This is a genomic window from Sporolituus thermophilus DSM 23256, from assembly GCF_900102435.1.
GTDB lineage: Bacteria > Bacillota > Negativicutes > Sporomusales > Thermosinaceae > Thermosinus > Thermosinus thermophilus.
Genome location: NZ_FNBU01000005.1, coordinates 1 through 14,303, shown reverse-complemented (window position 1 = coordinate 14,303; position 14,303 = coordinate 1). Strand labels below are relative to the sequence as shown.

General features: G+C 46.8%; 15 protein-coding genes and 2 other annotated features. All 15 genes read right to left on the bottom strand.

The genetic code is table 11. The annotated features are described in order from the left end of the window. Window positions 1–13: 13 nt before the first annotated feature. Complete coding sequence (locus BLQ99_RS04280; RefSeq protein ID WP_093688484.1) at window positions 14–679, bottom strand: DUF421 domain-containing protein; 666 nt, start codon at window positions 677–679, stop codon at window positions 14–16. A gap of 87 nt (window positions 680–766) precedes the next feature. After that, window positions 767–1,021 (bottom strand): cell division protein ZapA, encoded by a 255-nt coding sequence (locus BLQ99_RS04275; protein ID WP_093688482.1) that lies wholly within the window; start codon window positions 1,019–1,021, stop codon window positions 767–769. A 138-nt stretch (window positions 1,022–1,159) separates the two neighbouring features. Further along, complete coding sequence (locus tag BLQ99_RS04270) at window positions 1,160–2,566, bottom strand: amino acid permease (protein WP_093688480.1); 1,407 nt, start codon at window positions 2,564–2,566, stop codon at window positions 1,160–1,162. A gap of 208 nt (window positions 2,567–2,774) precedes the next feature. Continuing rightward, entirely contained in the window at window positions 2,775–5,204 is a 2,430-nt protein-coding gene (gene pheT / locus BLQ99_RS04265; protein WP_093688478.1) for a phenylalanine--tRNA ligase subunit beta, read from the bottom strand. Window positions 5,205–5,225: 21 nt separating this feature from the next. After that, complete coding sequence (pheS, locus tag BLQ99_RS04260) at window positions 5,226–6,251, bottom strand: phenylalanine--tRNA ligase subunit alpha (protein WP_093688476.1); 1,026 nt, start codon at window positions 6,249–6,251, stop codon at window positions 5,226–5,228. Between the two features lie 278 nt (window positions 6,252–6,529). After that, window positions 6,530–6,622: a YqzL family protein gene (locus BLQ99_RS15400; protein WP_071934012.1), complete on the bottom strand. Its 93-nt coding sequence runs from the start codon at window positions 6,620–6,622 to the stop codon at window positions 6,530–6,532. Between the two features lie 74 nt (window positions 6,623–6,696). Next, window positions 6,697–7,509 carry a TrmH family RNA methyltransferase gene (locus tag BLQ99_RS04255; protein WP_093688474.1) on the bottom strand — a complete coding sequence of 271 codons (813 nt, stop codon included), beginning with the start codon at window positions 7,507–7,509 and terminating at the stop codon, window positions 6,697–6,699. Next, window positions 7,506–8,165, bottom strand: coding sequence for a potassium channel family protein (locus BLQ99_RS04250; RefSeq protein WP_093688472.1), 660 nt, complete (start codon window positions 8,163–8,165; stop codon window positions 7,506–7,508). Before BLQ99_RS04250 ends, BLQ99_RS04255 begins: the two co-directional genes overlap by 4 nt. Window positions 8,166–8,280: 115 nt before the next feature. Continuing rightward, the gene (locus BLQ99_RS04245; protein WP_093688470.1) at window positions 8,281–9,129 is read right to left on the bottom strand and encodes a class II fructose-bisphosphate aldolase; all 849 of its coding nucleotides are present in this window, start codon (window positions 9,127–9,129) and stop codon (window positions 8,281–8,283) included. A gap of 227 nt (window positions 9,130–9,356) precedes the next feature. Further along, a complete protein-coding gene (rplT, locus tag BLQ99_RS04240; protein ID WP_093688468.1) occupies window positions 9,357–9,710 on the bottom strand; it encodes a 50S ribosomal protein L20 in 354 nt (117 codons plus the stop codon). Between the two features lie 41 nt (window positions 9,711–9,751). Continuing rightward, a complete protein-coding gene (gene rpmI / locus BLQ99_RS04235; RefSeq protein ID WP_007290285.1) occupies window positions 9,752–9,949 on the bottom strand; it encodes a 50S ribosomal protein L35 in 198 nt (65 codons plus the stop codon). Between the two features lie 14 nt (window positions 9,950–9,963). Further along, window positions 9,964–10,467, bottom strand: coding sequence for a translation initiation factor IF-3 (gene infC, locus BLQ99_RS04230; RefSeq protein ID WP_093688466.1), 504 nt, complete (start codon window positions 10,465–10,467; stop codon window positions 9,964–9,966). 40 nt (window positions 10,468–10,507) lie between these two features. Next, window positions 10,508–10,628 (bottom strand) — a sequence feature (ribosomal protein L20 leader region). 58 nt (window positions 10,629–10,686) lie between these two features. Then, window positions 10,687–12,537 (bottom strand): threonine--tRNA ligase, encoded by a 1,851-nt coding sequence (gene thrS, locus BLQ99_RS04225; protein ID WP_425440870.1) that lies wholly within the window; start codon window positions 12,535–12,537, stop codon window positions 10,687–10,689. Window positions 12,538–12,679: 142 nt separating this feature from the next. Beyond that, window positions 12,680–12,896: a binding site (T-box leader), on the bottom strand. Between the two features lie 52 nt (window positions 12,897–12,948). Beyond that, window positions 12,949–13,827, bottom strand: a complete 879-nt coding sequence (gene ytxC / locus BLQ99_RS04220; RefSeq protein WP_093688462.1) for a putative sporulation protein YtxC — start codon at window positions 13,825–13,827, stop codon at window positions 12,949–12,951. A gap of 269 nt (window positions 13,828–14,096) precedes the next feature. Next, on the bottom strand, window positions 14,097–14,303 hold a 207-nt coding region (locus tag BLQ99_RS04215), incomplete at its 5' end, for an ATP-binding protein (protein WP_171904593.1).

The following is a 14,303-nucleotide window of genomic DNA, read 5'->3' as shown; positions in this document are numbered from 1 at the left end:
ACCCCCTTCCCCTTTAATGCAGTTCTTTCCCCGCGTCTTCTTGACCGTCATCTACCATCTCTTGCCGCTGCTTGCGGATTTGTTCGGCGAGACAGTGTATGTCGGCCATAAACTGTTCCAGCTTAGCCCATTGCCCCCCCTGTGGACTAAGGGGGTTTTCATAAAAACTTTTTAAGAAATCAGCAAAATCTTGTCGGGTGAGCGGTTCCTTTTCCGGTACCTTAATAACCGAAAAGGTGCCGCAGCTTTCCAGGCGCGCCAGTTTTATATCCTTAACATTGGTAATATCCATACCTAGCTTGTGAAGTTCCTGGCGCAGGTCATCGTAATTAAACTGTGTTTTTACAAAGTTTTCACGAAGAATGCGTCCATTTTCAATTAACGTGACCGGCGCCCCTTCAAACCATTTGCGGAGCGTCTTATTTTTAAGAGCCAGGTATGCCAATAACTGTTGGAGCAATAATAAACCGACCAGGCCTTCCGCACCAGCCCACAGAGCTTCCGTGCCGTCCATCGCCACATTCGCTACAATATCGCCTATTCCGACCATAAGCACAAAATCGAAGGGTGAAAGCTGGCCGACGGCCCGGTTACCCATAACTCGTACGACAACAAGGGCAACCGCAAAGATGGCGATCATCCGCACTATCACTTGCCCTACGCCTTCGTAACCAAACATAGCACCACTCCTTCTGTCTGTTATTATGAACAGACAGAAAGAGCCGTATTCCGGAGCAATTATCAGTGACGCTGCGGAGCAATGGTATTATTTTTCGTCCTTCAGCATTTTTAACAGTTGTTGATAATCCTGTTCCAAACGCAAATACTCGTCGGCAATGTTCAATGCAGCCAATACGGCAACTTTGGACGGAGACAACCGGGAATTCGCCTTAGCAATTTTTTTCATGCGCTCATCCAGCATAGCTGCCACGCGTAGAATCCGTTCTGGCTCAATATCGCCTTTTAAGGCGTATGTTTCTCCAAATATTTCAACTGTAATTTTTGTTTTTTTGCCGTCCATAGCGCCACCTAACTATTTTTAATATCACCAAAATTTCCCGTTAATTTTTGCTTAATTCGACCCAGCCTTTCTTTTTCCTGCCTTCAAAAAAGAAAAGGCAGTTTATGTGACATAAACTGCCTACTTCAAAAATAATAACTAGCGCAATTTAGCTTCAGCCGCTGCCTTGTATTTGTTCAAAGCACTATTACGGTAACTATAGATAAAATACACCGCAAGGCCAATGGCGCTCCAGACAATAAACCGAACCCAAGTTTCCCCAGGAAGATTATACATCAAATAGCTGCACGACAGAACGGCCAAAGGAGCCACAATCGTTACCGCCGGACACCGGAAAGGCCGATGAACATCAGGTTTTGTATAACGGAGTACAAAAACCCCTACCGCTGCAACAACAAAAGCAAACAAGGTGCCAATATTAGTCAGTTCAGCAATAATGCCAATCGGTGTAAAGCCGGCAATCAACGCAACGGCAATGCCGGCGACGAGAGTAATAATGTGTGGCGTGCCGTACTTAGGATGGATTTTACAGATGCTGGCGGGAATAAGCCCGTCACGTGACATAGCGAAAAAGATCCGGGTCTGACCATACATCAAAACAAGTAGTACCGTAGTAATACCAGCAATTGCGCCTGTGCCCACCAAAGCCGAACCCATATTGTAACCAATAGTCCGCAAAGCGTAGGCAACAGGTTCAGCGTTGTTAAGTTGCTGATAAGGAACAACACCGGTGAGAACGCCGGCAACAGCAATATAAAGTATCGTACATACTGCAAGCGAGCCCACAATACCAATCGGCAAATCACGGTTAGGATTGCGACATTCTTCGGCAGCCGTTGCAACAGCATCAAAACCGATATAAGCAAAAAAGATGATGGCTGCCCCTGCGGCAACACCAGAAAAACCGTAAGGCATAAGGGGGGACCAATTAGCAGGATTCACTTTCGGGCCGGCTAGTACAAGAAAGATAAATACGGCAGCTAATTTAATAAACACGAGAATTTTATTTAGGGTTGCGCTTTCTTTGGTACCCCGCACCAGTAAGGCACTCAAGAACAAAGCAATAACCATTGCCGGTAGATTAACAATCCCTCCATCGGCGGGAACGGCTGTGAACGCATGGGGCAATTCAATTCCCGCCGATTTAAGGAGACCGACCATATACCCTGACCAGCCGGCCGCGACAGCACTGGAACCGACGGAATATTCCAGGACTAAGTTCCAACCAACCATCCAGGCGATAATTTCGCCCAACGCAGCGTAAGAGTAGGTGTAGGCACTGCCCGCAACTGGAACCATGGCTGCCAGCTCGGCATAAGCCAACGCGGCAAAAGCGCAGGCCAAACCAGAAAGAACAAACGAAAGCATAATTCCCGGGCCGGCATACTTAGCGGCAGCGACCCCGGTTAAGACGAAAATACCCGTGCCAATAATACAGCCGATGCCTAACATCACCATGTCTAAGGCCCCTAGCGTTTTTTTCAGACCTTTTTGTTCGGCGCCCTCTTTCAGCGAATCAATGCTCTTAGTGCGAAAAATGTTCATACCTTTCCCCCTCTTCAGCAGTATAATACTAGAATTTGCTGATGGTTGGCACCTTATAAGCACTTCCTCAAAAAAAAGACGGGTCGGCAATAGGACCGACCCATCTTTCGTCCGAGTGATGTGCCTACGTCCATCTTGATTTACAGTTTAACATAAAAATCGATACAGGTAAAGTAATTAATGTGTTTTTCCAAAAGACATTTGTTGGTTAAACCCGCAGTTTAGCTTCCAGCGTTTTTTCGAGATAAATAACAATATCTTTATAGTAAACTTCGACTTCACTATCCGTTAATGTTCTGTCAATGGCCCGGAAAGTAAGGGAAAAGGCTAAACTGCGCGACCCTTTCGGAACTTGCTCGCCGGTGTAAACATCAAAGAGCTTCACATCGGCCAACAGCGGCCCGCCGCTTTCCCAAATAGCGTGAGTTACGCGGTCAACGGAAACGTCACTCGCCAGTACTATCGCCAGATCACGTACAATTGCCGGAAACCGGGGCAAAGGTTGGTAAGCTGGTATCGGGACAGCGTGCCTCAATAAAATTTCGGCGGTTATTTCAAAGAGATATACTGGACGATTCAGCCCAAATGCGTCCAAAACTTTTGGATGCGCTTCGCCGACTACGGCCAAGCGGTCGCCGTCCTTGACAAAAACGGCGGTTTTGCCCGGATGAAGCGCGTAGTGGGTTCCTTCTTCTACCTTATAGCCGCTAATACCGATACTTGTAAGCAATGTTTCGACGGCGCCTTTGGCATCATAAAAGTCAACAAATTCTTTTGCTTGATTCCAAGAAAGTTCATACCGCCTCCCGGTCAGAGCACCGCACACCATCAACGGTTCCTGCGGGAAATCCTTGAGCGGAAGCTGCTTCGGACGATAAACTGCCCCTACTTCAAAAATCTTCATATCTTCGTTCTTCCGGGAAAGGTTACGTACAATGGTTTCCATTAAGCCGCCAAGCAGCGTCGTCCGCAACAGCGGAAAATCATCGGTAATAGGATTGAGGAGCGGAATAGCCATCCGTAAACTACTGTCTTGCGGTACATTTAGCTTGTCCAATACGGCTGGATGGGTAAAGCTGTATGAAATAGTCTCCGTAAAACCAATCCCGGCCAAAATGTTTCTGGCTCTATCAATCACGTTCTGCAGACTGCTCTGGCCGCCGTAAACTATGTCGCCACTGGGGGTGGTGGAAGGTATTTTGTCATATCCGTAAATACGCGCAACCTCTTCGCAAATGTCGGCCGGACCGGCAACATCGGCGCGCCAGGTTGGAACGGTGACCGTGAGCTTTTCACCATGTACATCCACATCAAATTCCAAGCGGCGCAGAATATCGACCATCTTCGCCTGTGGCACTTCCGTACCTAGAAAATTGTTCACTTGCTTTGCCGTGAAGCTAATTTGCCGCGGTAAAACAACGGTCGGATATTGGTCAACAATGCCAGGACACACAGTGCATGCGCCCATATCTTCCAGCAGTTTGGCTGCCCGATCCAAAGCACGGACAATATTGGTAACATCAACACCCCGTTCAAACCGTCCCGATGCTTCCGACCGCAGCCCTAACGCCCGGGAAGTCCGCCGGATATTGGCGCCGTTGAATGCAGCGGCCTCGAGTAAAACGGTCTTGGTGCTTTCCGTCACTTCTGTAGCCAGTCCACCCATTACGCCGGCAATCCCAACAGCCTGTACCGCATCGGCAATGACCAGCATGTCGGGAGTCAACTCCCGCTTGACGCCATCCAATGTTGTCAGCCGTTCGCCCGGATAAGCCCGCCGCACAATAATCTGGTGACGGGCTAAGAGGTCATAATTATAAGCATGCATGGGTTGCCCCAATTCCAACATAACAAAGTTGGTGACATCTACTACATTGTTAATGGGACGCATACCTGCCGCCTGCAGGCGGTGCTGTAACCAGACAGGTGAGGGACCTACCTTGACATTGCGCAGAACTCTTGCCGCAAAACGCGAACACAAGGCCGGCTCAGCAATCGCAATATCTACCAGTGCGGCCGCTTTTTCCCCGCCCGTCTCCCGTAAATTAAGCATAGGTTTACGCAAAACGCCGCCTGTCAAGGCAGCAATTTCCCTGGCTAAACCAAGAATGCTAAAGCAATCCGCTCTATTTGCCGTCAATTCGAATTCCAAAACCACATCATCGAGACCCATCGCTTCCTTTACATCAATCCCAATAGGCGTATCGGGCGGTAAAATATAGATGCCGTCGCGCAGCTCCGGCGAAATGGTCTTACTATCCAGATTCAGCTCCTCAGCTGAGCACAACATGCCGTGCGACTCGACGCCCCGGAATACAGCATGGTCAATTTCCTGTCCGTTCGGCAATTTCGCCCCTACCAAAGCGACAGGTACGATTTGCCCTTCTTGAATATTGGTGGCTCCGGTTACAATCGTTAAATCTTCCCTTCCCGTATTGACCCGGCAAACAAATAACCTGTCGGCAGCGGGATGTTTACGAATTTCCTTAATCTTGCCCGTAATCACCCGGTCAATGTTTTTGCCCAGATACTCGATACAAGCAACAGGAACGCCGGCCATGGTAAGCTTTTCGGCTAACGTTTCAGGGCTGTCCGTAAATGTTACATAATCTTTTAACCATTTTATGGACGCGCGCATACACTTCCTCCCTCATCCTTATTAGCGAAATTGCTGCAAAAACCGCAAATCGTTTTCATAAAACAACCTAAGATCGTCAATACCATATAGCAGCATAGCAATGCGTTCCACTCCCATGCCGAAAGCAAACCCGCTCACTACTGCCGGATCAAAATTGCTCATCTCCAGAACCCGTGGATGAACCATGCCGGATCCGAGAATTTCTAACCAACCGGTGCCTGAACAAACACGGCAGCCTGTCCCCCCACACATAACGCAGGAAATATCTACTTCGGCGCTTGGCTCGGTAAAAGGAAAAAAGCTGGGACGGAACCTCACCTTAACACCGCCGCCAAAGATTTCGCGAAGGAAAAGCTCCAGAGTTCCTTTTAAATCAGCGAAACTGATGCCTTCGCCAATAACCAGCCCTTCAACTTGATGAAACATAGGCGAATGCGTGGCATCATAGTCACGTCGGTAGACCTTGCCGGGAGCAATGATACGAACCGGCTGGTTGGGCTTTACAGACTGCATGGTCCGAACTTGAACCGGCGAAGTATGCGTGCGCAGCAAAAATTCTTCGGTAATATAAAAAGAGTCCTGCATGTCGCGCGCGGGATGATCCTGAGGCAAGTTCAAAGCCTCAAAATTATAATAATCATTTTCTATTTCCGGACCTTCGGCTACTTTGAAACCCATGCGCATAAATGTTTCTTTAATACGGTTTAAAGTTAGGGTAATAGGATGCAAATGCCCGCTGGGCGGACGGCGTCCCGGGAGAGTCACATCAATTTTCTCTGCAGCGAGCCGCCGCATAAGTTCGGCCTGCTTTAACTCCTCTGTTTTACTGGCGATAATTCGTTCTAACTCTTCCCGAATTTCGTTGACAATTTGGCCGATGCGGGGACGCATTTCAGGGCTAAGCGATCCCATTCCGCGCAAAACAGCGGTCAAACTCCCTTTTTTTCCTAAATATTTGACCCGCAGTTCATTTAAGGTTTCCATGTCGGCCACTCGCGACAATTCGTCAACTGCCGTATTTTTCAATGTCTGCAGTTTTTCTTCCATACATACCTCCACTGACGCAAATTTATCTTAAAAAAGGATATAAAAAAGACTTTCACCCCTAAGGGGCGAAAGTCCGGACTCCCGCGGTACCACCCTAATTTGTACTCAATTTCCTCTAACGCGGAAAACGCGTCCGGCCTACTGGGACAATCAATGTCCTTTCAGTCCGAAAGCTCAGGAGTGAACTTCCGCTAGCCGTGTTGAATACGCTCTCAATCTATGGCGTATTCTCCCTGTGAAACCGTACTAGCCTACTCTCTCCGTCATCGCCAAATGCACTATTGGAGCATCAAACGCTTATATAAAAGATACGCAGCAATGGAACCAGTGGCTTCAAACATTCTCCAAAAAAATTCGGCGGTCACTACCATGAGACACACCTCACTGCCCATTGTTGGAAATTTCAGGTCATTGCTAACCGTATTATAGCACAATACCCCCGAAATTACAAGTAAGCCATCCGTCGCTGCCGTCGGGCCTCATAAAGAATAACAGCGGCTGCTACAGCGACATTGAGCGATTCGGCGCGCCCGTATAACGGTATATACACGCGCTCGTCCGCCTTTTCCAGTATTGCCTTACTCACTCCCGCTCCTTCATTACCAAAAACAATCGCTACCGGACCACGTAAATCAACATCGTGGTAAAGAGATGAAGCATCTAATGCTGTAGCTAATAAGCGGATGTTCCGCTGCTCTAAAAAGGCGGCGACCTCTTGCTCTGTAACCCCGGTTATCACCGGCAAATGAAAAAGAGAGCCCATGGTAGCCCTAACCGTTTTTCCAGAAAACAAGTCAGCACAACCCTTCGTGAGGATGACGCCGCAGCAGCCGGCGGCATCGGCGGTTCGCACCACTGTACCAATATTACCGGGATCCTGGACATTGTCAAGAATGACAATCAGAGCCCTATCGGAAGCTTGTAAGTCGCTAAAGGTATATTGCTTTTTTTCCATTACGCAAAGGATGCCCTGCGGTTGATCCGTATCGGTAATTTTAGTATAGACATTATCAGATACCTCAACAATCCGGCATCCCTTGGCCGCAAGAATTTCCAGTGTCGACTGCACCCGTTTTGCCGCTGCTGCCTTTTCCGTATAAAAACATATAGCTGGCCGCCAGGCGGAACCAGCCGCTTCTTCTACCAGCCGAATACCTTCGACTGCAAATAGATTGTATTCGTCCCGGTATTTTTTTTGTTTTAGTGAAGCTACTTTTTTTATTATTTGGTTGTTAGGACTAGTGATCACGTCTGTCATTCCAATTCCTCCAGCCGTTGGATTCCATCATTTTGCCCCACTACGATCAAGACGTCCCCGGCGGTAATTTTCTCGGTAGGACTGGGTGGTACTAAAATTTGCTCCCCCCGCTTAATAGCAACAATATTAATTGCATATTTAGCCCGTAGGTCGGCCCCAACCAGCGTTTGTCCTACGAGGGCGTGCGGGGCAGAGATTTCCACCAAGCCGAGATTGGGGGACAGTTCAATATAATCAAAAACATTAGTGGAAACAAGATTATGGGCAACACGCTGCCCCATATCGTATTCAGGGTGAACCACCCGATCGGCGCCGATTTTTTTTAACATCTTGCCGTGAAGAAAATTGCGGGCTTTTGCTACGATATAGCGTACCCCCATTTCTTTTAACAGCAAGGTAGTAAGTACATTGGCCTGAATATCGTCGCCAATCGCGACAACTGCTACGTCAAAATTCCGTATCCCTAATGCTTCCAAACTGGCTTCGTCTGTGGTATCCGCCTGGACAACATGAGTTACTTCATCGCTGAATTTTTGTACGCGTTCCGCATTAATGTCGACGGCCAATACCTGATAGCCGGACCGATGAAGCGAACGAGCCACGCTTGTGCCAAAACGGCCAAGCCCTATAACCACAAACTGTTTTTCCTTTTTCACCCTTTACACTCCTGATAAAGTTATCCTAAAATAATTTTACCAGTTTTCCCCGAAAACAAACAATACAAGTACAAAACACCCGTCTGTGACGGGTGTTTTGTCTGAGCCGGATTTTTTAAATAGCTTTGGAAATGCAGTCAAAGCATAACATATACTTACGAACCGAGTCTTTAACTCCTTTTTTGACAACCGACATGAGGTGGATATAGTTTGCATTCGGATTTTTTGCCAATTCGGCTTTCAGTCTTTCCGCTGCCGCCTGCGACATATCGGTAGCAATATTTATTTTGGTGATGCCTGACTGAATAGAATTACGGTATTCGTCTCTGGTAAGGCGCGCTCCTCCGTGCATGACAAGCGGTACCTGAACGGCGGCGCTGAGTTCGCTTAAGCGGGAAAAGTTCAACTTTGGCGCGCCGCGGTATGCCCCATGGTTGTTGCCTACCGCAACAGCCAGTGCATCAACTCCCGTTTTGTCAACAAAGTCAGCCGCCATTTCCGGTTTCACCAAATTATCTTCGTTTAGATCACGCAAACTATCATAACAGCCAACATAGCCCAATTCACCCTCGACAGAAATACCAAGGGAATGGGCTATGCGACTGATTTCTTTCGTCCGTTTTAAGTTTTCACTAAAAGACAAAGATGAGCCATCAAACATTACCGAAGTAAATCCCCAACGGATAGCCTTCATAATACCTTCGTAAGTATGCCCATGATCAAGATGTAACGCAACTGGAACAGAAGCTTTCTGGGCAGCGCGTACCATTGCCGCGCCAAGAGTGTCCACGTCGACGAATTTAAACAGCCGTTCCGGAATACCGAGCACCAAAGGTGTTTTTAGTTCTTCCGCAACTTCGACTACTGCGCCCAATGTCTCAAAATTAAAGACATTGAACCCGCCCACCGCGTACTTACGCTTCCGTGCATCTTGAAGTAGTTCATGCATCGTTACTAAGGCCAAGGTTGAACTCCTCCTTACTTGGATTATTTTAGTGGCACTCTAGTTGATATATCTTATTCGCGGGCCACCACAAAAAAACCTGCCGAATTATCTTAAAAATTCTAATTAAAATACAATTCACAACAAGCCGTTCATTAACTTAGACAAAATTGTTTCCATTTTTTCCGTGATTATGCAAATAAAAACGACTCTTGAAAAAATAAAATTCAAGAGTCGTCTATTATTTATTAAAGTTGAGCTTTTGCTGTTTCAACAAGTTTACTAAAAGCAGCCATATCATTTACTGCCAGATCGGCAAGCATTTTACGATTAACTTCCACGCCAGCTTTTTTCAGGCCGTTAATAAGCTGACTGTAAGATAAGCCATTGATGCGAGCCGCCGCGTTAATTCGAGCAATCCAAAGTTTACGGAATTCGCCTTTCTTGGCCCGGCGGTCACGGCGGGCATAGTATAGAGCTTTCATTACTAGCTCGTTAGCTTTCTTAAATTGTTTACTTCTGGCGCCACGATAACCTTTTGCCAGTTTTAAGATTTTTTTGTGACGTCTATGTGCAGTTACCCCTTTTTTTACTCTTGGCATGTGTATAACCTCCTAGCAATTATCGTTGTAGTCTGTATTCCTTACGCATAAGGCAGCATGCGCGCTACACGTTCATAGTCCGCTTTGCTTACAAGGGCGGCCTTGCGCAGATTACGTTTGCGAGCCGGAGATTTTTTTTCAAGAATATGGCTCTTGAAAGCTTTCGCCCTTTTAAATTCACCAGAGCCAGTAACTTTAAAACGTTTTGCAGCACTTTTGCGAGTTTTAATTTTCGGCATGATTGGTCCTCCCTTTAATTATGTGTCTTGGGTGCAAGAATCATAATCATATTTTTTCCTTCCAGTTTGGGCTCGCGTTCCACGGTAGCAATGTTTTTCAGTTCATTTGCCATCTTCATTAGAACTTGTTTGCCCAATTCAGGGTGGGATAGCTCGCGTCCCCGGAACATGATCGTTACTTTTACTTTATCGCCGTCTTCCAGGAACCGCTGCGCATGTTTTATTTTAACATTGAAGTCATGATCCTCAATGTTAGGCCGAATCTTTACTTCTTTTACGGTTATGATTTTTTGTTTTTTCTTGGCTTCTTTGTCCCGCTTTTGTTGCTCATACTTGAACTTGCCAAAGTCCATAATACGGCAAACCGGCGGTTTAGCCTGGGGCGCCACTTCTACCAGGTCAAGCTGTTGCTCACCGGCCAGGCGTAGCGCATCCCGCAGCGGCATAATCCCCAACTGCTCTCCGGTACTGCTGATAACCCGAACTTCACGCGCCCTGATTTCTTCATTAATCCTCATCGTGGTATCTTTGCTAATTGCCGCTCACCTCCTATGATACTGCCAAACAAAAAAACGGATGGCATAAACCACCCGCAATAAAGCGTAAACAAGGGTTTACAGAACCTTACGAACTGCTAACGCGTTGTAAGGTGAGAAGCGGATGGCTTCTACTTGTCAAGCTTATTTAACTTTACTATGATATGTTAGCATCCATTGCCATAAAAGTCAAGCTAACAATCAATTATTTATTTTTCTTTGTATTTCTGCCAAAATAGCGGCAATAAAATCGTCTACGGCTTGTGCGCCGATGTCCCCTTGGCCGCGCTTTCTTACCGCAACCGTCCGGGTTTCAACCTCTTTATCCCCTACTATCAACATATAGGGTACTTTCTCCAGTTGGCCTTCGCGAATTTTATAGCCAATCTTTTCGTTGCGGCTGTCTACTTCTACCCGGATATCTTTGTCACGCATGAGAGTTGCGATTTCCTGAGCATAAGCGACATGCCGGTCGGTTATCGGCAGAATTTTAACCTGGACAGGTGCAAGCCAAGTCGGAAAAGCGCCGGCATAATGCTCGATGAGGATACCAATGAACCGCTCCAAACTGCCATAAGCAACACGGTGGATCATAACAGGACGGTGCTTCTGGCCATCTTCACCGACATAAGTAAGATCAAACTTTTCCGGCATAAGCATGTCTAACTGAATGGTACCGCACTGCCAGGTCCGACCGATGGAGTCCTGGAGGTGAAAGTCGATTTTGGGACCGTAAAATGCGCCATCCCCTTCGTTAACTTTGTATGGCATGCCGCGTTCTTCCAGTGCCTCCCGGAGCGCGTTGGTGGCAACTTCCCAAATTTCGTCTGAACCCATGGCTTTTTCCGGTTTGGTGCTGAGTTCGGCATGATAAGATAAGCCAAACGTGCTGTAGACTTCGTTAAATAAGTCGATAACACCTTGAATTTCGTCTTTAATCTGCGAGGGCAGCATAAAAATATGGGCATCGTCCTGGGTAAAACTGCGTACACGCATCAAACCGTGCAAAGCGCCGGACAACTCATGCCGATGAACTAGACCAAGTTCGCAGGTGCGCAGCGGAAGGTCCCGATAGCTATGGTGCTGGGTACGATAGACGAGAATACCGCCAGGACAGTTCATTGGCTTGACCGCATAACCTTCGCCATCAATAGTAGTGAAATACATATTTTCCCGATAATGGTCCCAATGGCCCGATTGCTGCCATAACCGCTGGTGGAGAATAATTGGCGTCTTAATTTCCTGATAACCATACTTTACGTGTAGTTTCCGCCAGAAATTTTCGAGCTCATTGCGAATAACCATCCCTTTAGGATGGAAAAAAGGAAAACCAGGGCCTTCATCTTGGATACTGAACAAGTCCAGCTCGCGGCCCAATTTACGATGGTCACGTTTAGCGGCTTCTTCCAGCATATGGAGGTAAGCGTCTAAGTCAGCCTTTTTCTCAAATGCCGTACCGTAGATACGCTGGAGCATTTTCCGCTTTTCGTCGCCCCGCCAGTAAGCGCCGGCAAGACTCTGCAGCTTTATCGCCTTAACCCGCCCCGTTGACGGTACATGCGGCCCTGCACAAAGATCAATAAACTCGCCCTGCCGGTAGAGGCTAATCGTTACATCCTCTGGCAGGTCACGAATAAGCTCCACCTTATAAACTTCACCTTGTTCCGTAAAAAGCCGAAGCGCTTCCTCACGGCTAACTTCCATTCTCTCAATAGGCAGATCTTCCTTCACAATCTTTTCCATTTCAGCCTGAATTTTTTCCAGGTCATCCGGCGTGAAGGTATGAGTTGTATCAAAATCATAGTAAAACCCGGTGGCAATTGCCGGACCAATACCAAGCTTTACATCCCCGTAAAGGCGTTTAACAGCTTGGGCAAGGATGTGCGAAGCACTATGCCGCAAAGCGCCTTTACCCTCTTCATCCTCAAAGGTTAGAAACTCAACTTTCCCTCCTTTATTGAGGCGGTAGGCCAAGTCGACAACTTGACCGTCAAGTTTGGCAACAAGCGCACTTTTGGCTAAACTGCGACTAATACTCTCGGCCAGTTGCATTAAGGTCGTGCCTGGTTCGACTTCCCTAATTGCCCCGTCTTTTAGCACAATTTGAAGCTTACTCACATGTATCCTCCTCATACAACAAATTTTATTAAACCAATGCTATTTAGCGTCAAAAATAAGAAAACTCCCGCCCATTCCAAGGGACGAGAGTTAGCCCGCGGTTCCACCCTGATTGGCCTGTTTAAGCCCACTTCGTTAACATAACGGGACGCGCCCGGCTTGGCTTACTATATGTTCAGCCAAGCAGTTTGGAGGGGGTAACAGCAACGGCCCGTAAAGGCGCTCACAGCCTACGACGCCTTTTCTCTGAAACGGGTGAAATATTACTGCCATGTCCTCCGCATTACTATTGGCACTATTTTACTTTAGAAACATTATACATAGTTTTAGCAGACAAGTCAACGGCTATAGACATAAGTCGCAACCGGGACAGATTGCAACCCTGCCTACAAATATATTTTTAATCGTATCTACCAAATTAGGCGACTTGGCGGCCTCCAGATTATGGAGCATGATATTGAACGGAGCAATGGTAATTAGAGCTGTAATCAAGATGTCCTCGTAATTGATTACTTCCGAATTCTGGACAATAAAGTTTTCCAGATACTGACTAGGGATTGGTTGTCCTAGGGTATCGAGTAGTTTAAACGTGTCATTGGCATTGATAACCACATGGACCTCTTTAATCCGCGGCTGTTGCACATCGACAAAGTAACGTAATATACGGATAAATTCTTTATATTCGACGTCCATCGTGTACTCGTCAACAGCTTTATCGACGATCTGGGCCAACCGGTCGCGATAATCCTTAAGCCGGAAGGTGATAAAGCCATCCAAAACCAGTTCATGGTGGTTATCTAAATACTCTAAAATTCGGTTCAATATTTGGGAATGCCGGGCAGAAAGACTAAAATCTTCGAGCAGAGCCCCTCCATTACTTAGGATTTTTAAAGTGGTTTCCAAAACAATGTTACGTTCTTCTACACTAAGATACGAATAATTACGGTCAATAATTTTACGAATAATATTTATTTCCTCGCGTTCTAAAATCTGATCGGTTAAAAGTTTGGCCACGAAATGTTTAAGCAGTTTTTTTATGCGTTCATAATTGCGAAAGGACAGTTCGCCTTCAATAATATTACAGCCAAGAAAGGTATATCGCCCCTTGCTTAATTCATCAATAGTAATACGAAACCCGTCCTGGACCAAACTGCCGCAGTCTCGTTGCAGTCTTGCCCGGATTTCTTCGATAGTACCAGTCAAGCCAACAGACAGTAGCTTCACATCCCCACTTCCTTCCACACTATATTATATGTATGCATTTTCAAGACCATACAAAAAGGCGCATATCCATAGGGAAGGAAAGGAAGAAAGATATAACGCGTATTCACCAAAAAAAGGGCTACCAGCCAGGTAGCCCCAAAAACTTATGTTTGGTTTTGTCAACACAAAAGTTGACCGCCCGTGCTAGAGCAAAAGTTGACCGGGCCTTGCTAATCGCTGGTAAAATGACAGATAATTCTGCCTAGAAATAGTCATTAGCAAAAACACTTTTAGTTTTCTTTAGCAACACGCTTTCGCAGCTCAAGGGTTTGGCGAAAACGGTAGCTTTCGCCGTTCATGACATGGATGTCCGCACGATGCGTTAATCGATCAATGAGCGCTTCCGTCATCCGTGCATCGCCGAAGACGTCCGGCCATTTATCAAAATCCAGATTAGTTGTCAGGATAATGCTGCCCAGTTCATGGCGCGTTGAACA

What these genes read in the sequence shown, in the direction of transcription:
- BLQ99_RS04255 (WP_093688474.1), bottom strand. Translation starts at nt 7,509, where the DNA reads ATGACAGACGTGATCACTAGTCCTAACAACCAAATAATAAAAAAAGTA.
- BLQ99_RS04270 (WP_093688480.1), bottom strand. Translation starts at nt 2,566, where the DNA reads ATGAACATTTTTCGCACTAAGAGCATTGATTCGCTGAAAGAGGGCGCC.
- thrS (WP_425440870.1), bottom strand. Translation starts at nt 12,537, where the DNA reads ATGCAACTGGCCGAGAGTATTAGTCGCAGTTTAGCCAAAAGTGCGCTT.
- rplT (WP_093688468.1), bottom strand. Translation starts at nt 9,710, where the DNA reads ATGCCAAGAGTAAAAAAAGGGGTAACTGCACATAGACGTCACAAAAAA.
- rpmI (WP_007290285.1), bottom strand. Translation starts at nt 9,949, where the DNA reads ATGCCGAAAATTAAAACTCGCAAAAGTGCTGCAAAACGTTTTAAAGTT.
- BLQ99_RS15400 (WP_071934012.1), bottom strand. Translation starts at nt 6,622, where the DNA reads ATGGTAGTGACCGCCGAATTTTTTTGGAGAATGTTTGAAGCCACTGGT.
- BLQ99_RS04275 (WP_093688482.1), bottom strand. Translation starts at nt 1,021, where the DNA reads ATGGACGGCAAAAAAACAAAAATTACAGTTGAAATATTTGGAGAAACA.
- pheT (WP_093688478.1), bottom strand. Translation starts at nt 5,204, where the DNA reads ATGCGCGCGTCCATAAAATGGTTAAAAGATTATGTAACATTTACGGAC.
- infC (WP_093688466.1), bottom strand. Translation starts at nt 10,467, where the DNA reads ATGAGGATTAATGAAGAAATCAGGGCGCGTGAAGTTCGGGTTATCAGC.
- BLQ99_RS04280 (WP_093688484.1), bottom strand. Translation starts at nt 679, where the DNA reads ATGTTTGGTTACGAAGGCGTAGGGCAAGTGATAGTGCGGATGATCGCC.
- pheS (WP_093688476.1), bottom strand. Translation starts at nt 6,251, where the DNA reads ATGGAAGAAAAACTGCAGACATTGAAAAATACGGCAGTTGACGAATTG.